This window comes from Synechococcus sp. 60AY4M2 (genome assembly GCF_002760375.1).
Lineage (GTDB): Bacteria > Cyanobacteriota > Cyanobacteriia > Thermostichales > Thermostichaceae > Thermostichus.
Window position 1 is genome coordinate 1246840 of record NZ_AUMZ01000001.1, and the last position, 25157, is coordinate 1271996.

The 25157-nt window shown below is 61.2% G+C and carries 22 protein-coding genes; 16 read left to right on the forward strand and 6 right to left on the reverse strand.

Going from position 1 to position 25157, the window contains the following annotated elements; all coding sequences use genetic code 11:
• Window positions 1-7: 7 nt before the first annotated feature.
• On the reverse strand, window positions 8-544 hold the full coding sequence (locus SYN60AY4M2_RS05455) for an HNH endonuclease (protein ID WP_099812453.1): 537 nt from the start codon (window positions 542-544) through the stop codon (window positions 8-10).
• Window positions 545-1013: 469 nt separating this feature from the next.
• Here SYN60AY4M2_RS05455 and SYN60AY4M2_RS05460 point away from each other — a divergent pair, with 469 nt between their 5' ends.
• Window positions 1014-1331, forward strand: coding sequence for a metallophosphoesterase (locus SYN60AY4M2_RS05460; protein WP_240527739.1), 318 nt, complete (start codon window positions 1014-1016; stop codon window positions 1329-1331).
• A 36-nt stretch (window positions 1332-1367) separates the two neighbouring features.
• Here SYN60AY4M2_RS05460 and SYN60AY4M2_RS05465 read toward each other — a convergent pair whose 3' ends face one another.
• A complete protein-coding gene (locus tag SYN60AY4M2_RS05465; RefSeq protein ID WP_011429393.1) occupies window positions 1368-2282 on the reverse strand; it encodes a cation diffusion facilitator family transporter in 915 nt (304 codons plus the stop codon).
• Between the two features lie 141 nt (window positions 2283-2423).
• Between SYN60AY4M2_RS05465 and SYN60AY4M2_RS05470 the strand changes: the two genes are divergently transcribed.
• The 3 genes from SYN60AY4M2_RS05470 to SYN60AY4M2_RS05480 all read left to right on the forward strand — a co-directional run bounded on the left by SYN60AY4M2_RS05470 (window position 2424) and on the right by SYN60AY4M2_RS05480 (window position 5816).
• Window positions 2424-3842, forward strand: a complete 1419-nt coding sequence (locus SYN60AY4M2_RS05470; RefSeq protein ID WP_099812454.1) for a UDP-glucose/GDP-mannose dehydrogenase family protein — start codon at window positions 2424-2426, stop codon at window positions 3840-3842.
• The gene (locus SYN60AY4M2_RS05475) at window positions 3839-4786 is read left to right on the forward strand and encodes a UDP-glucuronic acid decarboxylase family protein (RefSeq protein ID WP_099812455.1); all 948 of its coding nucleotides are present in this window, start codon (window positions 3839-3841) and stop codon (window positions 4784-4786) included. Before SYN60AY4M2_RS05470 ends, SYN60AY4M2_RS05475 begins: the two co-directional genes overlap by 4 nt.
• A 139-nt stretch (window positions 4787-4925) precedes the next feature.
• Window positions 4926-5816, forward strand: coding sequence for a GGDEF domain-containing protein (locus tag SYN60AY4M2_RS05480; RefSeq protein ID WP_240527740.1), 891 nt, complete (start codon window positions 4926-4928; stop codon window positions 5814-5816).
• 3 nt (window positions 5817-5819) lie between these two features.
• On the opposite strand, the gene gcvH is transcribed toward SYN60AY4M2_RS05480, so the two are convergent.
• Both gcvH and SYN60AY4M2_RS05490 read right to left on the reverse strand, forming a co-directional pair.
• Window positions 5820-6209: a glycine cleavage system protein GcvH gene (gene gcvH / locus SYN60AY4M2_RS05485; protein WP_099812456.1), complete on the reverse strand. Its 390-nt coding sequence runs from the start codon at window positions 6207-6209 to the stop codon at window positions 5820-5822.
• Between the two features lie 78 nt (window positions 6210-6287).
• On the reverse strand, window positions 6288-7193 hold the full coding sequence (locus SYN60AY4M2_RS05490; protein WP_099812457.1) for an alpha/beta hydrolase: 906 nt from the start codon (window positions 7191-7193) through the stop codon (window positions 6288-6290).
• A 119-nt stretch (window positions 7194-7312) separates the two neighbouring features.
• Between SYN60AY4M2_RS05490 and SYN60AY4M2_RS05495 the strand changes: the two genes are divergently transcribed.
• The gene (locus tag SYN60AY4M2_RS05495; protein WP_099812458.1) at window positions 7313-8245 is read left to right on the forward strand and encodes an NAD(P)H-dependent glycerol-3-phosphate dehydrogenase; all 933 of its coding nucleotides are present in this window, start codon (window positions 7313-7315) and stop codon (window positions 8243-8245) included.
• A 311-nt stretch (window positions 8246-8556) separates the two neighbouring features.
• Window positions 8557-8922: a response regulator gene (locus tag SYN60AY4M2_RS05500; protein WP_099812459.1), complete on the forward strand. Its 366-nt coding sequence runs from the start codon at window positions 8557-8559 to the stop codon at window positions 8920-8922.
• Window positions 8923-9003: 81 nt separating this feature from the next.
• Here SYN60AY4M2_RS05500 and SYN60AY4M2_RS05505 read toward each other — a convergent pair whose 3' ends face one another.
• The gene (locus tag SYN60AY4M2_RS05505) at window positions 9004-10068 is read right to left on the reverse strand and encodes a VOC family protein (protein ID WP_240527741.1); all 1065 of its coding nucleotides are present in this window, start codon (window positions 10066-10068) and stop codon (window positions 9004-9006) included.
• 385 nt (window positions 10069-10453) lie between these two features.
• Between SYN60AY4M2_RS05505 and pflB the strand changes: the two genes are divergently transcribed.
• The 10 genes from pflB to cysW all read left to right on the forward strand — a co-directional run bounded on the left by pflB (window position 10454) and on the right by cysW (window position 24299).
• Window positions 10454-12760 (forward strand): formate C-acetyltransferase, encoded by a 2307-nt coding sequence (gene pflB / locus SYN60AY4M2_RS05510; protein WP_206336814.1) that lies wholly within the window; start codon window positions 10454-10456, stop codon window positions 12758-12760.
• Window positions 12761-12846: 86 nt separating this feature from the next.
• Complete coding sequence (locus tag SYN60AY4M2_RS05515) at window positions 12847-13224, forward strand: pentapeptide repeat-containing protein (protein ID WP_099812460.1); 378 nt, start codon at window positions 12847-12849, stop codon at window positions 13222-13224.
• Between the two features lie 161 nt (window positions 13225-13385).
• Window positions 13386-14138 carry a pyruvate formate-lyase-activating protein gene (gene pflA, locus SYN60AY4M2_RS05520; RefSeq protein WP_011429382.1) on the forward strand — a complete coding sequence of 251 codons (753 nt, stop codon included), beginning with the start codon at window positions 13386-13388 and terminating at the stop codon, window positions 14136-14138.
• Window positions 14139-14319: 181 nt separating this feature from the next.
• Window positions 14320-14730, forward strand: coding sequence for an OsmC family protein (locus SYN60AY4M2_RS05525; protein WP_011429381.1), 411 nt, complete (start codon window positions 14320-14322; stop codon window positions 14728-14730).
• 90 nt (window positions 14731-14820) lie between these two features.
• Window positions 14821-17451: a bifunctional acetaldehyde-CoA/alcohol dehydrogenase gene (gene adhE, locus SYN60AY4M2_RS05530; protein WP_099812461.1), complete on the forward strand. Its 2631-nt coding sequence runs from the start codon at window positions 14821-14823 to the stop codon at window positions 17449-17451.
• A gap of 52 nt (window positions 17452-17503) precedes the next feature.
• On the forward strand, window positions 17504-20248 hold the full coding sequence (locus tag SYN60AY4M2_RS05535) for a bifunctional acetate--CoA ligase family protein/GNAT family N-acetyltransferase (protein ID WP_099812462.1): 2745 nt from the start codon (window positions 17504-17506) through the stop codon (window positions 20246-20248).
• A 95-nt stretch (window positions 20249-20343) separates the two neighbouring features.
• Window positions 20344-21432, forward strand: coding sequence for a sulfate ABC transporter substrate-binding protein (locus tag SYN60AY4M2_RS05540; RefSeq protein ID WP_240527742.1), 1089 nt, complete (start codon window positions 20344-20346; stop codon window positions 21430-21432).
• Window positions 21433-21571: 139 nt separating this feature from the next.
• Window positions 21572-22651, forward strand: a complete 1080-nt coding sequence (locus SYN60AY4M2_RS05545) for a TOBE-like domain-containing protein (RefSeq protein ID WP_099812463.1) — start codon at window positions 21572-21574, stop codon at window positions 22649-22651.
• A gap of 6 nt (window positions 22652-22657) precedes the next feature.
• On the forward strand, window positions 22658-23470 hold the full coding sequence (gene cysT, locus SYN60AY4M2_RS05550) for a sulfate ABC transporter permease subunit CysT (protein WP_099812464.1): 813 nt from the start codon (window positions 22658-22660) through the stop codon (window positions 23468-23470).
• Window positions 23460-24299, forward strand: a complete 840-nt coding sequence (cysW, locus tag SYN60AY4M2_RS05555; protein ID WP_099812465.1) for a sulfate ABC transporter permease subunit CysW — start codon at window positions 23460-23462, stop codon at window positions 24297-24299. Before cysT ends, cysW begins: the two co-directional genes overlap by 11 nt.
• A 113-nt stretch (window positions 24300-24412) precedes the next feature.
• On the opposite strand, the gene msrA is transcribed toward cysW, so the two are convergent.
• Window positions 24413-25081: a peptide-methionine (S)-S-oxide reductase MsrA gene (msrA, locus tag SYN60AY4M2_RS05560; RefSeq protein ID WP_099812466.1), complete on the reverse strand. Its 669-nt coding sequence runs from the start codon at window positions 25079-25081 to the stop codon at window positions 24413-24415.
• Window positions 25082-25157 lie beyond the last annotated feature (76 nt).

Here is a 25157-nt window from a genome sequence, read left to right on the forward strand (position 1 = left end):
TTGGGAGCTAGGCGGGCTTGACTGCCAGCTCCGGCGGCGGATCCCCTTCCAGGCCGATGGCGTACTTCAGCCATTCCCGATGGGATCCGCTGCCGACGGCTTTGGAGATTTCAAAGTAAAGGGTGCTGTGGGGGCGGCGGGGCTGGCGGAGCAAGGGCATGCCGGCCTCCCAAGGGGTGCGATTCCCTTTTTTCACGTTGCAGCGCACACAGGCGCTGACTACATTCTCCCAGGTATCTTCACCGCCGCGGGAGCGCGGGATCACGTGATCCAGGGTTAGGTCTTCGCCGTAACAGCCGCAGTACTGGCAGCGGTGCCCATCGCGGTAGAGGACATTGCGCCGCGTCAGGGGGATCTCCTTGTGGGGAACGTGAACGTAGTGGCGCAGGCGGATGACGGTGGGCAGAGGGATGTTGCCGTAGACTACTTTGCCATTGTGCTCGATTTGCTCGGCCTTGCCCTTGAGCAAAAGGACAACAGCTCTGCGCCAACTGGTGATGTTGAGCGGCTCGTAGGAGGCATTTAAAACCAAAACCTTGCCCATAGTGCTACGCACCGCTGACGAAATCCCCTACCGGATCTGAAAGGCGCCAGCTCTCTTGAAGTTACGCAAAATCTTAACACAGCTTTAGAGGCGAGGTAGCCCACTTCACTCCGGTAAAACCTCGGGTTCCCTTCCCTCTGCCGGCTCAGCACAACAGGATCCCGACGTGGTGGATCGAGATCCCGAGGCACTTTCTAGCCCTTGCTGTTAGAGCCGGCCCTAATCCCAGGCAGGGTGGGCTTCGGCTGCTGAGGCTGCTCCGGCTCGCGGCCGAAGTTGGTAATCAGAGTTAGAGATTGGGCTTTTTCAGCTCGATTTGCTCCCCGTCGGCCTCCCCAGCCGTCACCTGTAAGGTGGCCTTGCCGAGGTTATCCCGGAGATCCTCTGCCAAAAGACCGGAATCCCCCCAGGGGCAATCGGGCCTTGCGCCGGATCTGTCCTTTGGGATCATCTCAACCGGTTTCATTTGGTGAAGCTAAGCATCCCGGCTCTGGAGCAGGTTTTGCAACACCGGATGCAGTTGCTCTTGGATTTTTTGCTGCTGCCGAGGGATCTGACCCAGCACGGGGAGCCAGAAAACCACGCTTGGTTGGCAGAGCGGCTGGCCCGTTTACCTTTTCCGGCTTTTGTGGTGCCCGGCAACCACGACGTGCCCCAGCCCGAGGCATTGGCAGAGTTTCCCCGCTACTACCGAGCTTTTGGCTATGAGGACGGGCTTTCCACTTTCTTTCCACTTTCTTTCCACTTTCTAGGAACCCCCCCGAAGGGGGAAATCTACCCCCATTAAACCCACGCAGAGCAAGGAATGCAAGGCCCATTGTGGCTAGGAACGGGATCCCTCGATGTGGGAGTAGGGCTCCAGGTGGATGGTGACCCGCACCGGCCCGTAGCGCTGCTGCAGCAGTTGCTCCACCGCTTCGGTAAGGCGATGGGCCGACTCCACATCCAGCGGCTCCACCACCATGTGCATTTCGATAAAGATCATCTGCCCCGGGATGCCGCGGGAGGTGATGTCGTGGCAGTCGAGGATCCCGGGCAGGCTGAGAACCAGCTCCCGCAAGGTTTTGGGGGGGATAGCCACCCGGTCGGTTAAGAAGGGAACGTTTTCCCGCAGCACTTCCCAGCCGCTCCAGAACACCAGCAGCCCCACCGGCACCGCCAGCACCTGGTCCAGCCAAGGGATCCCCCAGAAGTGGATCCCGGCCAGACCCAGCAATACCGTCAGGGTTACCCAGACATCGCTGAGGGTATGGCGGGCATCGGCCAAGAGCAGCGAGCTGGCCAGCGCCCTGCCCCAGAAACGTTCATAGACGGCCACGAAGAGGTTGATCCCCAGCACGCCCAGCATCAGCGTCAAGGTCAACCCCTCGATCCGGAGCTGCGGCGGCTGGGGTGCAAAAAACCGCCCCACCGCTGCGCTGAGGATCTCGAAGCTGGCCACTCCCAAAAAGGCGGCGATCCCCAGCGCTCCAATGGCCTCAAACTTGCTGCGGCCATAGGGATGGTCTTCGTCCGGCTCTGGCGAGGAAAAGCGGGCTGCCAGCAGGGCAAGAATGTTGCTGGCGCTGTCGGTAACACTGTGCAGGGCATCGGCCACCAAGCTGAGGGATCCCGTCGCCAATCCCAGGATCAACTTGACCGAAAACACCAAAAGATTGAGCCCCAGGGTGACATAGAGCACCCTCTGCACCTGGCGCTGACGGCGGCTGGCTATGGCAGCAGAATCGGGGAAGCTCACCGCTGGGGAGCCTCAGACCAAGCCGGTTCAGCTTTATTTTGCCACCGACTCCCCCTAGGGGCCGACCTTCTTCGAGGGGATAGGAAATGCGGGCCGGCGGGGTATTTTAGAACCAAGCACCGACGCGAGGGGGAGGCGGCCATGGACATGGCGGTCGTGGGAGCTGGCTATGTGGGGTTGGTAACCGGCGCCTGTCTGGCCCACCTGGGCCACAGCGTTATTTGTATAGACAACAACCCTGTCAAAATCGAAAACCTGCAGCGAGGTCGTCTGCCCATCTACGAGCCCGGCCTGGAAGAGCTGGTGCGGGAAGGCGCCGAGGCTGGCCGGCTGCACTTTACCACCGACCTGGGCCTGGGGGTGAAGGCCAGCGAAGTGATCTTCATTGCCGTGGGCACCCCGGCTTTGCCCAGCGGCGAGCCAGACCTGCGCTACGTAGAGGCCGTGGCGCGAGGGATCGGCCAGCACCTGGACAACCGCTACCGCGTCATCGTCAACAAGTCCACCGTGCCCATCGGCTCCGGCGACTGGGTGCGCATGCTCATCCTCGACGGCGCCGCCGAGGCTGTCCAGCAGCGCCTAAGCAGCCAACAGATGGCCCTGGCTGGGGGGGATCCCACCCCCTCCTCCCTGGCCACCCTGGACAAGTCTCCCTGGGTGCCGCCCTTCGACGTGGTCAGCAACCCCGAGTTTTTGCGGGAGGGCAGCGCCATCCAGGATACCTTCTACCCGGATCGCATTGTGATTGGCTCCAGCAGCCCCCGCGCCGTCGAGATCCTGCGGCAGCTTTACGAGCCCATCCTCAGCCGCCAGCAGGGCTTGGGCGGGGATCCCGTGCCCTTGCTGGTCACCGACCTGGCCTCGGCCGAGATGATCAAATATGCGGCCAACGCCTTCCTGGCCACCAAGATCAGCTTCATCAACGAGATCGCCAACATCTGCGAGCGCACTGGCGCCGACATCACCCAGGTGGCCGAAGGGATTGGCCTCGATAAGCGCATTGGCCGCGCCTTCCTCAACGCTGGTCTAGGCTGGGGAGGGAGCTGCTTTCCCAAGGATCTGGCCGCTTTGATCCAGACGGCGGCTGACTACGGCTACGAGGCCAAGCTGTTGCGGGCCACCGTCGAGGTCAACCGCGAGCAGCGGCAGCGCCTGCTGGAAAAGCTGCAGCAGGCCCTCAAGGTGCTCAAGGGCAAGACCATCGGCCTTCTGGGCCTCACCTTCAAGCCCCACACCGACGACCTGCGGGATGCGCCGTCCCTGACCCTCATCGAGCAGCTCCACCGCCTGGGGGCCAAGGTAAAAGCCTATGATCCCATTGTGTCGGCTTCGGGGATGCGGGAGGGCCTGGCCCACGTGGTGGTGGAAACGGACGTGTTCCGCCTGGCCCAGGATTGCGACGCCCTGGTGCTGGTGACCGAGTGGCCGGAGTTTTTGTCGCTGGATTACCGGCGCCTTGCCGAGCTGATGCGGCGGCCCCTCATCCTCGACGGCCGCAACTGCCTTGACCGGCAGGCCGTTCAGCAGGCGGGCATTACCCTGATTGGAGTGGGCTGGTGAAGATCCTGGTTACGGGTGGTTTGGGGTTTATCGGCTCCCATCTGGTCAGCCGTCTGCTGCAGGAGGGCCACACGGTGATCTGCCTCGACAACGGCTACACGGGGCGGGAGGAGAACCTGCAGGCCCACTGCAACAACCCTGCCTTGACCTTGCTGTGGCACGACGTGGCCGAGCCGCTGCCGCCGGAGCTGGAGAAAGCGGGAATTGAGCAAATCTACCACCTGGCCTGTCCCGCCTCGCCGCCCCACTACCAGGCGGATCCCATCCGCACCATCCGCACCGGCGTCTGGGGCACCTACCACCTGCTGGAGCTGGCCCAAAAGACGGGGGCCCGCTTCCTCCTAGCCTCCACTTCGGAAGTGTACGGGGATCCCCAGGTGCATCCCCAGCCGGAGGACTACTGGGGCCATGTCAACCCCATCGGCCCGCGGGCCTGCTACGACGAGTCCAAGCGCCTGGCCGAAACCCTAACCTTTGACTGGCAGCGGCAACACCAAACCGAGATCCGCGTGGCCCGCATCTTCAACACCTATGGCCCGGCCATGCGGGAAGACGATGGTCGTGTGGTCAGCAACTTCATCGTCCAGGCGCTGCGCGGGAATCCCCTCACCGTCTATGGAGATGGCTCCCAGACCCGTAGCTTCTGCTACATCTCCGACCTCATCGAGGGCCTGGTGCGCCTGATGAACAGCCCTTATCCCGGCCCCTTTAACCTGGGCAACCCGCAGGAGGTCACCATTCTAGAGTTGGCTCGGCAGATTTTGGCCCTCACCGGCAGCTCTTCTCCCATCGTCCACCGGCCTCTGCCCACAGATGATCCCAAGCAGCGCCGGCCCGATATCGGCAAGGCCCGCGCCCTGCTGGGCTGGGATCCCCAGATTCCTCTGCAGCTTGGCCTGGAGCTGACTATCCCCTACTTTCGCCGCCGGCTGGGCCTGGAGTAGAGGATCCCTCTTGTCCTGGCGGGGCAGGCAGGAGGGTGGGCAGAGCTCGACAAAACCGTCATAATACGGAGAGAGGCCGTCTTAAGCCTTCCATAACCTCTGCCTAGGTGGGATCCCTGTAACTTTGGATACTTACCCTTTGTCTCTCGAAGAGCCGACCACCTGCATCTCCCTGGAGTGCTATGGGCTGGGAGTGGAGAGAGAGCCTGTGGGCGCCTTTTTGACCGTGCTCTGGGGGGCCAATATGGGCATGACCTTTCCCTTGGGGGAAACAGCGGTAGTGGGGCGCAGCTCCCAGGCTGACATTCAGCTCTGGGATCACGCCGTTTCTCGGCAGCACTGTCGGCTGGAGAGAGAAGGGGGAACCTACATCCTCACCGACCTAGGCAGCCTCAACGGTACCTATGTCAACTGGCAGAGGGTAACTCGCCTTCCCTTGGCCGATAGGGATCGCATCCAGGTGGGAAATAGCCTGCTGCAGTTTGCCTACTATGACCGGCTGGCGGAGGCTTTCTTTTCCCAGATGGCCGCCGCTGCCCTCTATGACCCCCTCACCGGCCTCCACAACCGCCGTTTTTTTCTAGAACAGCTGGAGTGGGAGATCCCCTTTGCCCTGCGCCATCGCCTTCCCCTCCACCTGCTTTACCTGGACTTGGACAACTTCAAGCTCATCAACGACCGCTGGGGGCATTTGGCCGGGGATCAAGCCCTGATCCAGGTGGCCCGCCAACTGCAGGACCAGGTTCGCCAAGAGGATCTGCTGGCCCGCATGGGGGGCGACGAATTTGCTCTCCTGGTGCGCGGGATCCCAGACTCTCAGATCCTGCAGTTGGCCGGGCGCCTGCGGCAGGCCGTCCAATCCCTCCCTCTGCAGGTGGGAGCGGAAGTTATCCACCTCACCTGTAGCATTGGCGTCGCCTCTTTGCTCAGCCTTTCAGCAGAAACTTCCGTCCAAAGCTTTCTAGAGGCAGCCGACCAAGCCCTCTACCGGGCCAAGATGCAAGGGGGCAACCGGGAAGTGTTGCTGTAGGGCTTAGGATCCTTCTACCAAGCTGGCGTAGGCCTCGGCGCTCATCGTGTCGTCGAGATCTTCCGGGTTGGTCATGCGCACCTTGATCAGCCAGCCATCGCCATAGGGATCGTCGGCAATGCTCTCTGGGCTGTCCACCACCGCTTTGTTTACCGCCACCACTTCCCCCGAAACAGGGGCATAGAGATCCTCGACCGCCTTAACGGATTCCACCGAGCCAAAGCTTTCGCCCTTTTCAATCTCTGTTCCTTCCTCGGGCAGGCCGACAAAGACAATATCCCCGAGCTGATCGACGGCATAAGCCGTGATCCCAATCACCGCAATGTCATCCTCAACGCGGATGTACTCGTGGGTGTCCACATAGCGCAGATGGGGCGGATACTCCAGGGCCATGCCGTTTCCCCTGCTAGAATTCAGTGGATTATTCTAGGGTGAACCCCTGGGGCTGGTAAAGCTCTCCCAACTTGACACCTAGAGGAACTCCATCAGCAGCCGATTCACGGTTTGCGGCGCCTCCTGCTGCGCCCAGTGGCCGCACTCGGGGATGTATTCTTTGCGAATGCCGTTGGGGAAAAAGGGATCCATTCCCTCGGTCAGCTCGCGGCTGAGGGCAAAGTCTTCCTCTCCCCAAATGAGCAGGGTGGGGGCGAGGATCTGCCGCAGGGGCTGTAAAAACAGGTTCTGCAGAGTGGGCAGGCTAAACAGGTGGCGGTAGTAGTTAAGGGCAGAGGTGAGCACCTTGGGTTTGGCGAGAGCCTCTTGGTAGATCTTCAGGTCGTGTCGGGTGAAGGCACTCTTGCGCACCGAGGTCTCTCGGAAGATGCGCTGCACCCAATCGCCCAAGTTCCACTGGAGCACCCACTCCGGCAGCCAGGGCAACTGGAAGAAAAACAAGTACCAACTGCGGCGCATCTGGTCCAAATTGGTCAGGAACTCCCGGCGAAAGCAAGCTGGGTGAGGAGAGTTGAGCACGGCCAGCTTGCGGATCTCGTCGGGGAAAAATTGCGCCCAGTGCCAGGCAATGGCTCCTCCCCAGTCGTGGGCCACCACTACCGCCCTCTTGGCCCCAAAGTGATCCAGGAGGCCGCGGACATCCGCCGTGAGGGTATCTAGGTCGTAGCCGTGATCCGGCTTGTCGGAATCGTTGTAGCCGCGTAGATCGGGGGCCACCACGCAAAACCGCTGCGCCAACACCGGGATCTGGTGCCGCCAGGAGTACCAAAACTCCGGGAAACCATGCAGCAAGATGGCCAGCTCCCCTTCCCCCTGGGTGACGTAGTGCAGTTGAATACCATTGGTGAGGGCATAGCCGTGCCGCCAGCTCCCCATCTTGGCGGCTACCTCAGCAGGAAGGCGTCGGATCCCTGCTTCTGTCATCTCGTCTGCTCTTTGGCCGAACCCATGATTTGGTATCCAACCATACTAACCTTTGTCGCTCTCTTGCTAACGGGGAGTTTAAGGCATCCTGGGAGAGAAGCTGCGGCTGCAAAGGTCAGATGAAAACTAACACAACATCCCCCCAGAAGATCGCCATTCTAGGGGCGGGAGCCTGGGGAAGTACGCTGGCTCTGCTGGCCCAGGCCCAGGGGCACCGAGTGCAGGTTTGGGACCGGCGCAAAGATCTGGATCTCAAAGAGGTGCTCCAGGGATCCCAAATCCTCATCTCGGCAGTCTCGATGGCAGGGGTGCGCCCCGTGGCCGAGGTTGTGCGCCAGGTGGGGATCCCACCGCAGGTTATTTTGGTCTCAGCCACTAAGGGACTGGATCCGCTCCAACTTTTGACTCCTGCCCAAATCTGGGGGGCTGCCTTCCCCACCCAGCCGTTGGTGGTGCTCTCCGGGCCTAACCTTTCCGCCGAGATCCGCCAGGGTTTGCCGGCAGCAGCAGTGGTAGCCAGCCGGGATCTCTGGGCAGCCGTGCAGGTGCAGCATGCCCTGGCTTCAGAGCGCTTTCGCCTCTACACCAGCAGCGATCCGCTGGGGGTGGAGCTGGGAGGCATCCTGAAAAATGTTATCGCCATCGCCGTGGGGGTGTGTGATGCGCTGCACCTGGGCACCAATGCTCGGGCTGCCCTGGTTACCCGCGGCTTGGCAGAGATGATCCGGGTGGGATCCCGCTTAGGGGCGCGGCCTGAGACCTTCAACGGCCTCTCAGGCCTGGGGGATCTGCTGGCCACCTGTCACAGTCCTCTGAGCCGCAACTACCAGGTGGGCTACGGGTTGGGCCAAGGTAGGCCTTTGTCCCAGGTTCTGGCTGAAATCGAGGGCACTGCCGAAGGAGTTTACACCGCTCCTGTCGTGGTCAAGATCGCCGCCCAACACAACATCCGGGTGCCTATCACCCAGGAGGTGCATCGGTTGTTGCAAGGACAGACCACCCCCACTGCTGCCCTGGCCAGGCTGATGGAGCGACAACTCACCTCGGAATAAGACCCTCACCCCCCTGCCCCTCTCCCTCTGGGAGAGGGGAGTTAGGGATAAACGTTGCATTGCTATTTGAAATGACCATAGCCGCAAATCCGCGGATGAGGAAAGGGGTTCTGCACCGTATCAGGATTTTTGCAGAGGGTTAGGGTACCAGAATGAGCCATTTGGCGGAGCTTTTTTCCCCAGAGTTTTTCTATGCTGTCTCTGTAGCTTCCCTGTTCGTTCCCGCATCAACTCGGCTCTCGGTTGTTCCAGGAAGCCGACGGCCAGCCCAAGGGATTGGGGGTTTCTTGTTTGCTTTTTTACGAAGCCACATGTCCAAACGCATCTTGGTGATTGAAGACGAACCCGCCATCCGCACCTATTTGCAGAAAGTGTTGCAACGAGCTGGGTACGACACTGTCGCGGCCAGCGATGGGGAGGAAGGATTACAGATGGTGCACGCTCTCCTGCCGGATTTGGTGTTGTGCGATGTGGTCATGCCCAAGCTGAACGGCTATGGAGTGTTAGATGCCGTGAGATGGGATCGGTCCACTGCCCACATCCCCTTTGTCTTTCTCTCCTCGAAAACCAGCCGAGAAGACATGGAAGAAGGGCTGCGGCTTGGCTCTAATGCCTACTTAACCAAGCCCATCGACCAAAATCACCTGTTGAGAGCAATCGCCGCCCAACTGCTCTGAACTCTTAGCTATAGCCATTTACTATTGGGATAAAACTTCCAGGGAACCGAGAAAAGTTTTCCGGATCCCTGCCGGCTGTAGCTAAGGGGTCAGCGCCTGGTGTCGCTGTCGCTGTTGCCGTTCCAGGGCCTCGAACAAAGCCTGAAAATTGGCCTCGCCAAAGCCCGTGGCCCCGCCTAGCCGTTGAATGACTTCAAAGAAAAAGGTGGGCCGACCAAAGAGGGGCTGGGTAAAGGTCTGCAGCAGAAGGGGGCGATCCTGGCCATCAGAAGCGGGCAGGGTAGCATCCAGAAGGATCTGCTGCTCCACCAGGTCTTGCCAGGAGATGGCCTGCCCAAGGGCAGAACGGAGCGCCAACCCCAGCTCCCTTTCCAGGCTGGTGTAGTACTGCGGCGCCACTTGCAAAAAGTCCACTCCCCCCTGCCGCAACCGGCGCAGGCTGGCAACAATGTCTGAGCTGTGCAGCGCCGCGTGCTGAATGCCCGGGCCGCCATGGGCATGCAAAAACTCCTGAATCTGGGAAGCGGCACAGGTGGGCTCGTTGATGGCCCATTGGATCCCCGCTTCCGGATCCCCCACCACCACGCTTTCCAGGCCGGAGGTGGCGGTGCCGATGCTGTAGCGGTACAGCCGCCGCCAGCCCAGCACCCGCCCATACCAGTCGGCTGCCGCCTGCAGGGATCCCTGCTCCACGTTCAACACCACGTGATCCCAGTGGGAAAACAGGCCCGCTTCGGCAGGGGCGGCATCCAAGGGGCCAGGGATCAGAGAATGCCGGATCCCGTAGGGGGTGTGGAGGCAGAGCGCCGCTGCTGCCGGGATCCACGCCAGTTGGGCGCCTCGGCCCCGCAACAGCTCCGCCAAGGCCGGTAGCTCCTGCTCTCCCACCGCCAAGGCCACATCCACCACCCCCGGCCCATGCCGCTGCAAATGGCGGTCCACCTCGTCCCCCGCCCGTGCCGGCTGAGACAGGCGCAAGCGCAGGGATCCCTGCTCCAGCTCCAGGGTGTTGCCGGCGTCGCTTGCCACCCGGAAGCCCCAAACCCGACAAAAGTGTTCCCGCCAACGGGGCAGATCCCAAAGGTAGAAGTGCAGGTGGTGGATCCCTTGGACAATTCGAATGGACGGGTTCATAGAAAACTTCATAGAAAACGCACTGCTAACGCGAACACCAGGTCTTCTGGTGGGGCAACCGGGGCTGCCCTACCTCAGCATAGGTCGGCCCTTCGGCGAGGGAAAAGGTCAAAACTCTTTCCAGCAAACTCTTAAGACAACATTAAAAAACACGGTTAAAAATGCGCCCACAAAAACATCTTCCCAGGGCAAGAGACTAAAATTGAAGTGGGCGAGGTGTAGGGCCAACATCTAAAAAAAGAAACAGCAGAGTTGCTAAAAGCTGTCCCTCAAGTGAGTGGCTAGACCTTCCCTTTTGCAAAGATTGTTGTAGCTTTTGGCAGCTGCTGAGGCGTCGCCTCGCCCTGTCGCCAGCCTATTGGCGGAGTTGTTAGGCGTAATAGCCGGGAGGATTGTTATGATAGCAAGCGCGCAGCGTTCTGTAGCTTTATCTACAGAATCGAAGGCCCAAAAAACCACAGAACGCAAAGTATCCGATCAAACGATTGGGAGAGATTTTCTGCCGGGACGGTGGCAACGCTGCATTGATGTCCGAGATTTTATTCAGCGCAATTACACTCCCTACACCGGCGACGAAAGCTTCTTGGCGCCGGCCAGCGAACGCACGCAGCGGCTGTGGGCCAAGGTTAAGGATTTGATGGCGCTGGAGCGGGAGCGGGGGGTTTTGGATGCCGACACGGACCTTCCTTCCAGCATCACCAGCCACCCGCCGGGCTATATCGACCGGGAGCTGGAGCAAATTGTAGGCCTACAGACCGACAAGCCCCTGAAGCGGGCCATTATGCCGTTCGGCGGCATCCGCATGGTGGAGACGGCCCTCAAGGCCTACGGCTACGAGCTGGATCCAAAGGTTAAGGAAATCTTTACCAAGTACCGCAAGACCCACAACGACGGGGTTTTCGACGCCTACACGGAGGAGATGCGCCGCTGCCGCCGCTCTGGCATCATCACGGGCTTGCCGGACGCCTATGGGCGGGGCCGCATCATCGGCGACTACCGGCGGGTGGCCCTCTATGGGGTGGATCGGCTGATTGAGGACAAGGAGGCGCAAAAAGCCAGCCTCGACCTGGACACGATGGATGAAGAAACCATCCGCCTGCGGGAGGAGCTCTCGGAGCAGATCAAAGCCCTACACGAGCTCAAGGAAATGGGGGCCAGCTACGGCTTTGACCTGGGCCGTCCGGCCAGCAACGCCCGCGAGGCCATCCAGTGGCTGTACCTGGCCTACCTGGCAGCCGTCAAAGAGCAAAATGGCGCTGCCATGTCCCTGGGGCGGGTCTCCACGTTCCTAGACATCTACATCGAGCGGGATCTGCAGGCCGGGATCCTCACCGAGGAAGAGGCCCAAGAGCTCATCGACCACTTTGTCATGAAGCTGCGCATGGTCAGGTTTTTGCGCACGCCGGAGTACAACGAGCTCTTTAGCGGGGATCCCACCTGGGTAACCGAGTGCATCGGCGGCATGGGGCTGGATGGGCGGCCTCTGGTTACCAAGACCAGCTTCCGCATGCTGCATACCCTCTACAACCTGGGGCCGGCACCGGAGCCCAACCTGACGGTGCTCTGGTCGGAGCGGCTGCCGGAAGCCTTCAAGCGCTACTGCGCCAAGGTCTCCATCGAAACCAGCTCCATCCAGTACGAAAACGACGACCTGATGCGCCCCTACTGGGGGGATGACTACGGCATCGCCTGCTGCGTGTCGGCCATGCGCATCGGCAAGCAGATGCAGTTTTTTGGGGCGCGGGTCAACCTGGCCAAGTGCCTACTCTATGCCATCAATGGCGGCCGGGACGAGATCTCCGGCGAGCAGGTGGCCCCGGCCTATGCCCCCATTACTTCTGAGGTGCTGGAGTATGACGAGGTGTGGCCGCGCCTGGTGCAGATGATGGCCTGGCTGGCCAAGACCTACGTCAACACCATGAACATCATCCACTACATGCACGACAAGTACTGCTACGAGCGCCTGGAGATGGCCCTGCACGACCGGGACGTGCTGCGCACCATGGCCTTTGGCCTGGCCGGCCTGTCGGTGGTGGCGGATTCCCTCTCGGCCATCAAGTACGCGCGGGTGCGGGCTATCCGGGACGAGCGCGGCCTGGTGGTGGATTACGCGGTGGAGGGGGACTTCCCCAAATACGGCAACAACGACGACCGGGTTGACCAGATGGCGGTGCAATTGGTGCAGACCTTCATGGCGGAGCTGCGCAAGCACAAGACCTACCGCAACGCCATCCCCACCCAGTCCATCCTCACCATCACCTCCAACGTGGTCTACGGCAAAAAAACCGGCAACACCCCCGATGGGCGGCGGGCCGGCGAGCCCTTTGCGCCGGGGGCCAACCCCATGCACGGCCGGGACACCAAGGGGGCGGTGGCCTCGCTGGCTTCTGTGGCCAAGCTGCCCTACGACGACGCCCTGGATGGCATCTCCAACACCTTCTCGATTGTGCCGGCGGCCCTAGGTCGCACCGCCGAGGAGCGGGTTGCCAACCTGGTGGGGCTGCTGGACGGCTACATGCGGGATGGCGGCTTTCACCTCAACGTGAACGTTCTCAACCGCGAGACCTTGCTGCACGCCATGGAGCACCCCGAGCTCTATCCCCAGCTCACCATCCGAGTGTCTGGCTACGCGGTGAACTTCATCAAGCTCACCCGCGAGCAACAACTGGATGTGATTAACCGCACCTTCCACCAACACTTCTAACGGAAAACGGCGGAGTGGGGGATCCCGGAAGGCTGCCCGTAGCAGGGTCGAGGGAAGGGATCCCCCTCCCCAAGCAAGGAGGTTCGATGAGCTATAGCGTTTTGGACTTGGTGAGAGACTACGCGGCGGGACGGCGCGATTTCCAGGGGATCGAGCTGCCCCAGGCCGACTTGCGGGGCATCCACCTAGCCGGTGCCGACCTGCGCTCTGCTGATTTCAGAGGGGCCAACCTGGCAGGCGCCAACCTGCGGGGGTGTGACCTCAGCTTTGCCGATTTCACCGGCGCCAACCTATCGGGAGCGGATCTGCGGGGATGCCTGCTTTTCGGCAGCGATTTCCGCGGTGCCCTCTTGGAGGGGGCTTTGCTGGATCACGCCGATTACGATGCCTATACCCATTTCCCGGCGGGCTTTGATCCCAAAGCCCATCGCCTGCACAACATCTCGGCAGGTGTTTCCCAGTAGGGGGGTCTTTCCAGGGGTTGTCAACTGTTAAGCAAAACCCAGTTCGGGTAAAGCCCAAATCTCAAAAGAGACAAAACCATGGTGTGCGCAGCATAGACAGCAATTGGGAAGAAAACCTCAAGATTAATTGATATTTTGCAAAAGCTGTTGAGGATAGAAGTATGGATACCCCGCTCAACCCCTTGACGCCGATAACCGGCCGCATTCACTCGGTCGAGACCTGTGGCACGGTAGATGGGCCAGGGATCCGCTTTGTCATCTTCCTGCAGGGCTGTCCTCTGCGCTGTCTGTACTGCCACAATCCGGACTGTCGGGATCCCAATGCTGGCCAGGTGGTGACAGTGGACTCCCTCATGGCGGAGATCCAGCGCTGCCGCAACTACTACCTCAAGGGCGGGGGAGTCACGGCCAGCGGGGGGGAACCGTTGATGCAGCCCAACTTTGTGGCGGAGATTTTCCGCCGCTGCCATGAGCTGGACTTGCACACGGCTCTAGATACTTCCGGCTATGCGCCCTTGGGCGTGGCCAAGCCGGTGTTGGCCCATACAGACTTGGTGCTACTGGATATCAAGTCCTATCTGCCGGAGCTCTATCGCAAAGTTACCGGCGTTTCGCTGCAGCCCACTCTCGATCTGGCTCGCTATTTGGATCAGATTCACAAGCCCACCTGGATTCGTTTTGTCCTCGTTCCCGGGCTAACAGATCCCGAGGAAAACATCAAGGGCTTGGCCGAGTTTGTGGCCACGCTCTCCAACGTGGAGCGGGTGGAAGTTTTGCCCTTTCACAAGATGGGGGAATACAAATGGCAGCAGTTGGGATTGCCCTATACCCTCAGCGATGTTCAGCCGCCCACCCCGGAACAGATCAACCACGCTTTGCAGATCTTTCGCGAGCGGGGATTGGTGGCAGTTTAGTTTATCGCTGGAGCGACAGCAACAAAACTAGAGCCAATTCTGACTTGAGCCAGCCTGATCCCAAAGTCATCTCTAAAGTCCTTAGGCTGTCTCCAAGGTAATGCTAAGTTGAACTTAGTTGAACCCAATAGTCTAGCAGCTTGCCAACTCTGGTAGCTCCAAAAATGAGGAGGGATCCCCGGTGGAAGTGCGCGTAACCTACCAAAATGGCGTTCAATTTCAAGCCCAAAGCCGCGGCCATCGCATCCTCAGCGATCAGCCTTTGGACAACCACGGCCAAGATCAGGGAATGACGCCGCCGGAGTGGTTTTTGGCCTCTTTGGGTGCTTGTGTGGGGTTCTATGCCGTCAAGTATTTGGAAGCGCGGCAGTTGGATCCCAAAGGGCTGGAAGTGGTTGTTACCGCAGATAAAGTCGAGCACCCTGCCCGCCTAGACAACATTTGCATTCGGGTGAAAAGTGGGATCCCGCTCGACGAAAAACACCAAAAAGGGTTGGAAAAGGCAGTCGATGCGTGCATCATCCACAACACCCTTACCCATCCCCCAAAAATGACCACTGAGATCCAGGTTCCCGCGCCTGTTGGCGCTTAGCCGGTCAGCAGGCCCATGGAGTCTTGCAGCAATTTCTAACGGTTGCCTCAACTTTTAACCTGTATGGATGTAATTTTGGAGGATCCACCTATGCCTGTCACCAACCTCGAGGAACTGGAAGCTCTGATCCAACAGGTAAAAGCTGCCCAGGCTGAGTATGCCACCTTCACCCAGGAACAGGTGGATCGGATCTTTCACAAAGCTGCCCTGGCCGCCAACAACGAACGGATCCCGCTGGCCAAGCTGGCCGTGGAAGAGACCGGCATGGGGATTGTGGAAGACAAGGTGATCAAAAATCACTTTGCCTCTGAATACATTTACAACAAATACAAACACGAGAAAACCTGTGGCGTCATCGAGCGGGACGAGAGTTTTGGCTACGAGCGCATTGCCGAGCCGGTGGGGCTTTTGGCGGGCATTGTGCCAGTCACCAACCCCACTTCGACAACCATTTTCAAAGCTCTCATCACCCTGAAAACCCGCAACGCCATCATCTTTTCCCCTCACCCCCGCGCCAAACGATGCACCATTGCCGCGGCCAAGGTGGTCAAGGAGGCGGCTGAGGCAGCCGGTGCGCCTGTGGGGTTGATCGGCTGGATCGACGAGCCCACCATCGAGCTGTCTCAGGCTTTGATGCAACATCCGGAGGTGAAGTTGATCCTGGCCACCGGCGGCCCCGCCCTAGTCAAGGCGGCCTATTCCTCCGGCCACCCCTCGCTGGGTGTGGGGGCGGGCAACACGCCGGCGGTGATCGACGCCAGCGCCGACATTCCCACAGCCGTCAGCTCGATCTTGCTCAGCAAAACTTTTGACAACGGCATGATCTGCGCCTCGGAACAGGCGGTGATCGTGGTGGAGGCCGTTTATGAGCAGGTGAAGGCGGAGTTTTGCCATCGAGGGGCCTACTTTTTGGATCCGGAACAGACGCAAGCGGTGCGCCGCATTCTCCTCAAGGATGGCCGTCTCAATCCAGCTATTGTTGGCCAATCGGTGCAGACCATCGCTGCTCTGGCCGGGATCCAGGTACCCGAAGGCAGCAAGCTGCTGATTGGGGAAGTGGAGAAGGTGGGGCCCGAAGAGCCGTTTTCCTACGAAAAATTGGCTCCTGTTTTGGCCCTCTACCGCGCCAAGGATTTCCCCAGCGCTGTCGATATGGCCGTCCAAGTGGTCAATTTCGGTGGGCGGGGTCACACCTCTGTTTTGTATACCGATCCCGCCAATCGGGACGATATTGCCTACTTTGAAAATGCCCTACAAACAGCGCGGGTGCTGATCAACACCCCCTCTTCCCAGGGAGCAATTGGGGATCTCTATAACTTCAGGCTGGATCCCTCGCTCACCCTAGGCTGTGGCACTTGGGGGGGCAATTCGGTCTCGGACAATGTGGGGCCGCGCCACCTGCTCAACATTAAAACGGTGGCCTACCGGCGGGAAAATATGCTCTGGTTTCGGGTGCCGCCCAAGATCTACTTCAAGCCGGGATGTCTACCGGTGGCGCTGCGGGAGTTGGCCGGCAAAAAACGGGCTTTTTTGGTTACCGATAGGCCCCTCTTCGAGCTGGGCGTGCTGCAGGCGGTTACCCGGGTTTTGGACGAACTGCAGATCAAGTGGGATGTCTACCACGACGTGGAGCCGGATCCCACCCTCAGCAACGTCAACCGCGGCCTGGAGCAGTTGCGCCAATTCCAGCCGGATGTGATCATCGCCGTGGGGGGCGGATCCCCGATGGACGCGGCCAAGGTGATGTGGCTGATGTACGAGCAGCCGCAGGTGGAGTTTGAAGGCCTGGCCACGCGCTTTATGGACATCCGCAAGCGGGTCTACGAGCTGCCGCCGCTGGGGCAAAAGGCCCAACTGGTCTGCATCCCCACCACTTCCGGGACGGGATCCGAGGTGACGCCCTTTGCCGTAGTCACCGACGACCGGGTGGGGATCAAGTACCCACTGGCCGACTACGCCCTCACCCCCAGCATGGCCATCGTGGATCCGGATCTCACTTTGAAGATGCCCAAGAAGCTAACCGCCTACGGCGGCCTCGATGCCCTTACCCATGCCCTGGAAGCCTATGTCTCGGTGATGGCCAGCGAGTTTACCGATGGGCTGGCGCTGCAGGCGATTAAGCTGCTGATGACCTACCTGCCGCGGGCCTACGAGAAGGGGGCCGAAGATCCAGAAGCCAGAGAAAAAGTCCACTACGCCGCCACCATTGCCGGCATGGCCTTTGCCAACGCCTTTTTGGGGGTGTGCCACTCCTTGGCCCACAAGCTGGGATCCACCTTCCACCTGCCCCACGGCCTGGCCAATGCCCTGATGATTACCCACGTCATCCGCTACAACGCCACCGACGCCCCCTTTAAGCAGGCCATCTTCCCCCAATACCGCTACCCCAACGCCAAGCACCGCTATGCCGAGATTGCCGATTACCTGCAGTTGGGCGGGGCCAATGACGATGAAAAGGTCATGCGCCTCATTGAGGCTATCGAGGAGCTAAAGCGGAAGCTAGGGATCCCGGCTACCATCCGCGAGGCCCTCAGCGAGAGCGAGCAGGCGTTCTACGACCGTCTGGAGGCGATGGCGGAGCAGGCTTTCGATGATCAATGCACCGGCGCCAACCCCCGCTACCCGCTGATTCAGGACATGAAGGAGCTGTACGTCTTGGCCTACCGGGGCTGCCGGGTGGAGGCTGCCCTCTACCACCAGCCGGAGCCGGCTCTGGCCTAAGAGCCGCCTTTCTGCTCCCAGCCAAAACGTGACCCCCACCCTGGCAACGGCTATGGCTACGCTGCACCGCCCCGATCCCAGCCTCGACATCTGGAAGGCCAGATCCCACCCCTTAGCTCCCATTTTTCTGCCCCGCTCGGTGGCCGTGGTGGGGGCAACAGAGCGCGAGGGCAGTGTTGGGCGCACGCTGCTGTGGAACCTCATTAGCCATCCCTTTGGCGGCACGGTCTACCCGGTCAACCCCAAGCGGCACCAGGTGTTGGGCATCCGGGCCTACGAGCGGCTTTCCGCCTTGCCCGAGCCGGTGGATCTGGCCATCATCGCCATCCCGGCAGCCGGGGTGCCGGCGGTTATTCAAGAATGCGTCGAGGCCGGCGTCAAGGGAGCTATTGTCCTCTCGGCGGGCTTTAAGGAAATCGGCCCCGAGGGGCTGGAGCTGGAAAAGGCCATCCAAGAGGCTGCCCGCGGCAAGCTGCGCCTGATTGGCCCCAACTGCCTGGGGATCCAAAACCCCCACACGGGCCTAAATGCCACCTTTGCGGCCCAGATGGCCCGGCCCGGCAACGTGGGCTTTATCAGCCAAAGCGGGGCCCTCTGCACCTCGATCCTAGACTGGAGCCTGCAGGAAAATGTCGGCTTTAGCGCCTTTATCTCCCTGGGATCGATGCTGGATGTGGGCTGGGGGGATCTCATCGACTACCTGGGCCAGGATCCCCATACCCACAGCATCGTCCTCTACATGGAATCCGTCGGGGATGCGCGGTCGTTTTTGTCGGCGGCCCGCGAGGTGGCGCTGAGCAAGCCCATCATCGTCATCAAGGCGGGGCGCACCCAGGCGGCGGCCCAGGCGGCGGCCTCCCACACGGGATCCCTCACCGGCAGCGACGCGGTTTTGGATGCGGCCTTCCGCCGCTGCGGCGTGCTGCGGGTGGATCACATTGAAGATCTCTTCGACATGGCGGAGGTGCTGGCCAAACAGCCCCGTCCGCAAGGGCCCCACCTCAGCATCCTCACCAATGCCGGCGGGCCAGGGGTGCTGGCCACCGACGCCCTCATTCGCGCCGGCGGATCCCTGGCCCAGCTTTCTCCCCAAACCCTGGAGCAGCTCAACCAGATCCTGCCGCCCCACTGGAGCCACGGCAACCCCATCGATATCCTGGGCGATGCCGGCCCGGAGCGCTTTGCCCAGGCGCTGGAGATCGTGTTGCGGGATCCCGCCAGCCAGGGCTGTTTGGTGATCCTCACCCCCCAAGCCATGACGGATCCCACGGCCACGGCTGAGAAAGTGGTGGAGACCTGGCGGCGCAGCGGATCTCGCCAACCCATCCTGGCCAGTTGGATGGGGGGAGCCCTGGTGGATGCCGGCGAGCAGATCCTCAACCAGGCCGGGATCCCCACCTACCGCTATCCGGATCAGGCGGCGCGGGTGTTCAGCTATCTGTGGCGCTTCAGCGACAACCTCAAGGCCCTCTACGAAACCCCCGCGCTGCCCCCTGCAACAGCGGTCGAGCGCGAGAGGGTGCAGCCAATCCTCAGCCAAGCCCGGCGGCAAGGCCGCACGCTCCTGACCGAGGTCGAGTCCAAGGAGCTCCTGGCCGCCTACGGGATCCCGGTGGTGCCCACGCGGGTGGCCGAGAGCTCGGAAGCGGCTGTAGAGGCCGCCGAACAAATCGGCTACCCGGTGGTGCTCAAGCTCTACTCCCACACCCTCACCCACAAGACCGATGTGGGCGGCGTGCAGCTCAACCTGCCCGATGCCGAGTCGGTGCGGCGGGCCTACCGGCAGATCCAGACCAATGTTGCCGAAAAAGCCGGATCCCAGCACTTCCAAGGGGTGACGGTGCAGCCGATGATCCGCACCGACGGCTACGAGCTGATCCTGGGCAGCAGCGAGGATCCCCAGTTTGGGCCGGTGTTGCTGTTTGGCAGCGGCGGCCAATTGGTGGAAGTGTTCCAGGATCGCGCCATCGGCCTTCCCCCCCTCAACACCACCTTGGCGCGGCGCCTGATGGAGAATACCCTCATCTACAAGGCCCTCAAGGGGGTGCGGGGGCGCCGAGCCGTCAAGCTGGAAGCGCTGGAACAGCTTTTGGTGCGCTTCAGCCAACTGGTGGCCGAACAGCGGGAGATCAAGGAGATCGACATCAACCCCCTGCTGGCCTCGGGCGAGGGGCTGGTGGCTTTGGATGCCCGCGTCATTCTGCGCTCAGAGCAAGAACCACCGGTGCCGTTGGCCATCCGCCCCTATCCCACCCAGTACACCTGGCCCTTCCGGGACGGCATCACCATCCGCCCCATTCGCCCTGAAGACGAGCCGCTGGTAATCCAGTTTCATCGCCACGTCTCCGACTACAGCATCTACCTGCGCTACTTCCACCCCATCAAATACAGCGCCCGCATCGCCCACGAGCGCTTAATCCGCATCTGCTTCAACGACTACGACCGCGAGATCGCCCTGGTGGCGGAAAAACAGGAGCCAGAAGCCACAATCCTCGGCATCAGCCGCCTCTCCAAAAGACACGGCCTCCCCGAAGAGGCGGAGTTTGCCATGCTGGTGGCGGATCCCTATCAACGGCAGGGGATCGGCACGGAGCTCTTGACCCGCCTGATTCAGGTGGCCCGCTGCGAAGGAATCCGGCGTCTGGCCGGCGAGGTGCTCAGCGAAAACGAGGGCATGCGCCGCCTGTGCAAGCGGCTAGGGTTCCAGTTGCTCCCCTCCCCGGAGGATCCCGGCCTCCTCAATGCCACGCTGGATCTCGCTGCCGACGCGGCGCCCCCCACCCCCTGCCCCGCCTAGGGATCCCTGGTCTAAAAACGGTTTGCCGACTGGATTACCGTAGAATAGTTCCTTAGCCTCCAACCTCCCCTCGCCTTTTGGGAGAGGGGTTGGGGGTGAGGGACGGAGAAGTGGAGAAGTTTTTGGGGATGGCGGTGAAGATGGAAGGGGCAGCGGGGAAGCCATTGGGGATCCCTTCACCCGTCGCGGTGGCCTGGTGGGGGAGAGCGGGGCGGTGGCTGGCGGTGGGATTCCTTCTGCTGGGGCTAGGTGGCTGTGGGGTGGGATCCCACGGGGAAGTGAGGATTCTTCTGGCTTCTTTTGCGGTGACCCGCGATGCCTACCGCCAGATCATCCCTGCCTTTGAGGCCCATTGGCTGGCCCAGACCGGACAACGGGTGCGGGTGGAAAGCAGCTACGCCGGCTCGGCAACGCAGGCGCGGGCGGTCATCGAGGGGCTGGATGCCGATGTGGTGGCCCTGGCCCTAGGCCTGGATGTGGAGCGCATTGTGGCTGCCGGCCTGATTCGGCCGGGTTGGGAAAGTCGCACACCCAACCAGGGGATCGTCACCCGTTCGGTGGTGGTGATGGTAACGCGGGAGGGCAACCCCCACGATATCCGCTCCTGGACGGATCTGGCTCGGCCCGGCTTGCAGGTGGTTACTGCCAACCCCAAAACCTCCGGGGGCGCCCGCTGGAACTTTTTGGCCCTCTGGAGCGCTGTCCCTGAGCCGCAGGCTCTAGCCTTCACTACTCAGGTCTACAAAAACGTCCGCGTCCTGCCGCGGGACTCGCGGGAGGCTACGGATGTCTTTTTCCAAAAAGGGCAGGGGGATGCCCTGCTCACCTACGAACATGAGGTGATCCTGGCGGGCTTGCGCGGCCAGCCCTTGCCCTACGTGGTGCCGGATCCCAACATTTCCATCGACAACCCGGTAGCGGTGGTGGATGCCAACGTAGACCGCAAGGGCACCCGCGCCGTGGCCGAAGCCTTTGTGGACTACCTCTTTACTCCCGAGGCGCAGCGGGCCTTTGCCGAGGTGGGTTTTCGGCCGGTGGAGCCCACGGTGGCCCAAGAGTTTGCCTGGCGCTACCCTCCCATCAAAAATCTGGTGACTGTCGCCGACCTGGGCGGCTGGGAAGCTGTCCAGAACCGCTTCTTTGCCGACGGGGCTTTGTTTGACCGCATCCAAGCCCAGTTGTAGACCGATCCCTTGTCTTCCTCTCCCCGTTCGGGGTATCCTGGGGGCTGTATCAACGGTTTGTTGACAGGTTTACCGTAGATTAGAGGCTCCCTCCTTCGTCAGAAACGCCGTCCGGCCAACCCTTAGCTAGGCAGAACCTATGGGCATCACCATCGCAGGGGTATCGAAGCGTTTTGGGCAGTTTCAGGCCCTCCACCCTACGGATCTCACCATTCCCACGGGATCCCTGGTCGCCCTGTTGGGGCCGTCGGGTTCGGGCAAATCCACCCTCTTGCGCCTCATTGCTGGTCTAGAAAAGCCGGACACGGGGCGGATTTTCCTCACCGGTCGGGATGCCACCCACGCCAGCGTCCAGGAGCGCAATGTTGGCTTTGTCTTCCAGCACTACGCCCTGTTCAAGCACATGACGGTGCGGCAGAACATTGCCTTTGGCCTGGAGATCCGCAAAGCTTCGCGGGCCGAGATCCGGGCGCGGGTGGACGAGCTGTTGGAGCTGGTGCAACTGTCGGGGTTTGGGGATCGCTATCCCTCGCAGCTTTCGGGGGGGCAGCGGCAGCGGGTGGCCCTGGCCCGCGCCTTGGCGGTGGAGCCGCAGGTATTGCTTTTGGACGAGCCTTTTGGGGCGCTGGATGCCAGGGTGCGCAAGGAGCTGCGCCAGTGGCTGCGGCGCCTGCACGACAAGGTGCACGTCACCACCGTCTTGGTTACCCACGACCAAGAGGAGGCCATGGAGGTGGCCGACCAGATCGTGGTCATGAACCAGGGGCGGATCGAGCAGGTGGGATCCCCTGCCGAGATCTACGATCACCCGGCCACCCCCTTTGTCATGAGCTTTATCGGCCCGGTTAACGAGCTCTCTCCCCGCTCCCTGTTATCTTGCCAGCTTCCCGAGGCGCAGGCCGGCCCGCACCAGCTTTTCTTGCGCCCCCACGATGTGCAGATCGAGGTCAACCCCAATAGCAGCGGCGTCCCCGCGTGGGTAAAAGCGATCATCCACCTGGGGCGGGAGATCCAGGCGGAGCTGGTCTTGAGCGATGGCGGATCCCTCTGGGCCCACCTGAGCCGGGATCAATACGCCAGCCAGCCGCTGCAGGTGGGGCAGCAGGTCTATGTCCGTCCCAAGGTGGTCAAGGCCTTTCCCCTCAAAAAAAACGACAAGAAAACTGCCATGACCCCGCTGGCGACGGCGGGACGAAGTCCGATGTCGCTGGGAGCTTGAGGAAAGTTGCAGCAAGCTGGGTTTCAACTGTCTTGGCCGTGGCGGCTGAGCTTGGGCTATCTCTTCCTGATGTTGGCCCTGCCGCTGGCCGCCTTGATCGCCAAGTCCAGCAGCGTGGGCTGGGCGGAGTTTTGGCGGATCGCGACGGATCCGGTGGCCCTCTCCGCCTATGAAGTTACTTTTGTAACTGCGCTGCTGGCGGCCTTAGTGAATGGTGTAATGGGCACCCTGACGGCTTGGGTGTTGGTGCGCTACACCTTTCCCGGCAAAAAGCTCCTCGAGGGGTTGATCGATCTGCCCTTTGCCCTGCCCACGGCTGTTGCCGGCCTCACCCTGGCGACGGTTTACAGCAGCAACGGCTGGATTGGATCCCTGTTGGCCCCCTTGGGGATCCGCATTGCCTTCACTCGCTTGGGGGTGGGGGTGGCGATGCTGTTTATCTCTTTTCCCTTTGTGGTGCGGACGGTGCAGCCAGTGCTGCAGGAGCTGGAACAAGAGGTGGAAGAAGCGGCCTGGAGTTTGGGCGCCTCCCGCTGGCAGACCTTCTGGCGGGTGGTGCTGCCCCAGATTTTGCCCGCTGTTTTAACCGGGGTGGCCCTGGGGTTTTCCCGCGCTGTGGGCGAATATGGCTCCATCGTTATCATCGCCTCCAGCATCCCCTTCCGGGATCTCATCGCGGCAGTGCTGGTGATCCAGCGGCTGGAACAGTACGACTATGCCGGGGCAACGGTAATCGGGACAGTGATGCTGGGGATCTCTTTCTTGTCGCTGGTGGTGATTAACCTTCTGCAAGCTTGGGGAAGTCGCCATGAAACCTGACGGGATATCGGGGGTCCAACCGGAGCCATCGACAAACCCTTGGCTGTCGGGCCTGTTGATCGGCATTGTCGGGCTCTACATTGCCCTGCTGCTTGGGATCCCGGTGGTGAACATCTTCTACCAAGCGTTTCGAGAAGGGATCCCAGCTTTTCTGCAGCACCTGACCGAGCGGGAGCTGCTCAGTGCCCTCCGATTGACGGTGCTGACTGCCTTGGTTGTCGTGCCTCTCAATACCCTTTTCGGCCTCTGTGCCGCCTTGGCCCTGGCTCGCCGCCGTTTTCCGGGGCGGGCCTTGCTGCTCAGCCTCATCGATCTGCCCTTTTCCATTTCGCCAGTGGTGGCCGGCCTGATGCTGGTGCTGATCTTTGGCCGTCAGGGTTGGCTGGGATCCTGGAATCTGCGGGTCATTTTTGCCTTTCCGGGCATTGTGCTGGCCACCGCTTTCATCACTTTGCCCTTTGTGGTGCGGGAGGTGCTGCCGGTGTTGGAAGAGGCCGGCACCGAAGAGGAAGAGGCCGCCAAAACGCTGGGGGCCAATTCCTGGCAGATCTTCTTGCGCATCACCCTGCCCAACATCCGCTGGGGCCTTCTCTACGGCGTCATCCTGACCAATGCCCGCGCCATGGGGGAGTTCGGGGCGGTGGCCGTGGTCTCCGGCAACATCATCGGCCGTACCCAGACCCTTCCCTTGTTTGTGGAAGATGCCTACCGCAGCTATGCCACGGGCTCGGCCTATGCGGCAGCGGTGGTGCTCTCCTTGCTGGCAGTGGTGACCCTGGTGGCCAAGGAGCTGCTAGAGCGGGGATCCCCTTCCCGCCGCATCTTCTAGGCCTTCTTTGGGATCCTTATCGCTAGGCAACCTCATCACGAACGCGCCGCTCTAACTTCCCTCTCCCTCAGGGAGAGGGGCCGGGGGTGAGGGTGGGACGGCCAGGGTGTGGCTCAAACAGACTCGGCAGCCAGCTCTGGCAAGGGAACTTTGGTGCCGCCCAAGCCGCAGTAGCCGCGCGGATTCTTGGCCAGGTATTGCTGGTGGTAGTCTTCGGCGTAGTAGAACTCTGGGGCGTCCAGGATCTCAGTGGTGATCTGGCCGTAGCCGTGGGCGCTCAGGGCTTGCTGGTAGAGATCGCGGGTTTTTTCTGCCAGCTCCTGCTGGGCCTGGGAATAGACGTAGATGCCGGAGCGATACTGGGTGCCCACATCATTGCCCTGCCGCATCCCTTGGGTGGGATCGTGGTTTTCCCAAAACACCTTCAAAAGCTGCAGGTAGCTGATTTGAGCCGGATCGTAAACCACCCGCACCACCTCGTTGTGGCCGGTCAAGCCGGTGCAAACCTCCTCATAGGTTGGGTTGGGAGTATACCCGCCGGCGTAGCCCACCGCAGTAGTGAACACTCCCGGCAACTGCCAAAACTTGCGCTCGGCTCCCCAGAAGCAGCCCATGCCGAACAGGGCCAGCTCCATGCCCTCCGGAAAGGGGGGCTTTAGCGGCGTGCCCTTGACGTAGTGCCGGTTAACGATCGCCATTGGCTCGGAGCGGCCCGGCAAAGCCTCCTCCGGGGTGGGCAGGGTCAGTTTCTTGCCCAATTTGCCAAAACCAAAGAGCGCCATCGCGATAGCCCGATACATTCGTTAACACTTATCAGCCTAACGCAGGTGGCCGCTGTTGTCTTGAAATTAAGGATTG

What these genes read in the sequence shown, in the direction of transcription:
- SYN60AY4M2_RS05455 (WP_099812453.1), bottom strand. Translation starts at nt 544, where the DNA reads ATGGGCAAGGTTTTGGTTTTAAATGCCTCCTACGAGCCGCTCAACATC.
- SYN60AY4M2_RS05470 (WP_099812454.1), top strand. Translation starts at nt 2,424, where the DNA reads ATGGACATGGCGGTCGTGGGAGCTGGCTATGTGGGGTTGGTAACCGGC.
- gcvH (WP_099812456.1), bottom strand. Translation starts at nt 6,209, where the DNA reads ATGGCCCTGGAGTATCCGCCCCATCTGCGCTATGTGGACACCCACGAG.
- SYN60AY4M2_RS05490 (WP_099812457.1), bottom strand. Translation starts at nt 7,193, where the DNA reads ATGACAGAAGCAGGGATCCGACGCCTTCCTGCTGAGGTAGCCGCCAAG.
- SYN60AY4M2_RS05495 (WP_099812458.1), top strand. Translation starts at nt 7,313, where the DNA reads ATGAAAACTAACACAACATCCCCCCAGAAGATCGCCATTCTAGGGGCG.
- SYN60AY4M2_RS05500 (WP_099812459.1), top strand. Translation starts at nt 8,557, where the DNA reads ATGTCCAAACGCATCTTGGTGATTGAAGACGAACCCGCCATCCGCACC.
- SYN60AY4M2_RS05505 (WP_240527741.1), bottom strand. Translation starts at nt 10,068, where the DNA reads ATGAAGTTTTCTATGAACCCGTCCATTCGAATTGTCCAAGGGATCCAC.
- pflB (WP_206336814.1), top strand. Translation starts at nt 10,454, where the DNA reads ATGATAGCAAGCGCGCAGCGTTCTGTAGCTTTATCTACAGAATCGAAG.
- SYN60AY4M2_RS05515 (WP_099812460.1), top strand. Translation starts at nt 12,847, where the DNA reads ATGAGCTATAGCGTTTTGGACTTGGTGAGAGACTACGCGGCGGGACGG.
- pflA (WP_011429382.1), top strand. Translation starts at nt 13,386, where the DNA reads ATGGATACCCCGCTCAACCCCTTGACGCCGATAACCGGCCGCATTCAC.
- adhE (WP_099812461.1), top strand. Translation starts at nt 14,821, where the DNA reads ATGCCTGTCACCAACCTCGAGGAACTGGAAGCTCTGATCCAACAGGTA.
- SYN60AY4M2_RS05535 (WP_099812462.1), top strand. Translation starts at nt 17,504, where the DNA reads ATGGCTACGCTGCACCGCCCCGATCCCAGCCTCGACATCTGGAAGGCC.
- SYN60AY4M2_RS05545 (WP_099812463.1), top strand. Translation starts at nt 21,572, where the DNA reads ATGGGCATCACCATCGCAGGGGTATCGAAGCGTTTTGGGCAGTTTCAG.
- cysW (WP_099812465.1), top strand. Translation starts at nt 23,460, where the DNA reads ATGAAACCTGACGGGATATCGGGGGTCCAACCGGAGCCATCGACAAAC.
- msrA (WP_099812466.1), bottom strand. Translation starts at nt 25,081, where the DNA reads ATGGCGCTCTTTGGTTTTGGCAAATTGGGCAAGAAACTGACCCTGCCC.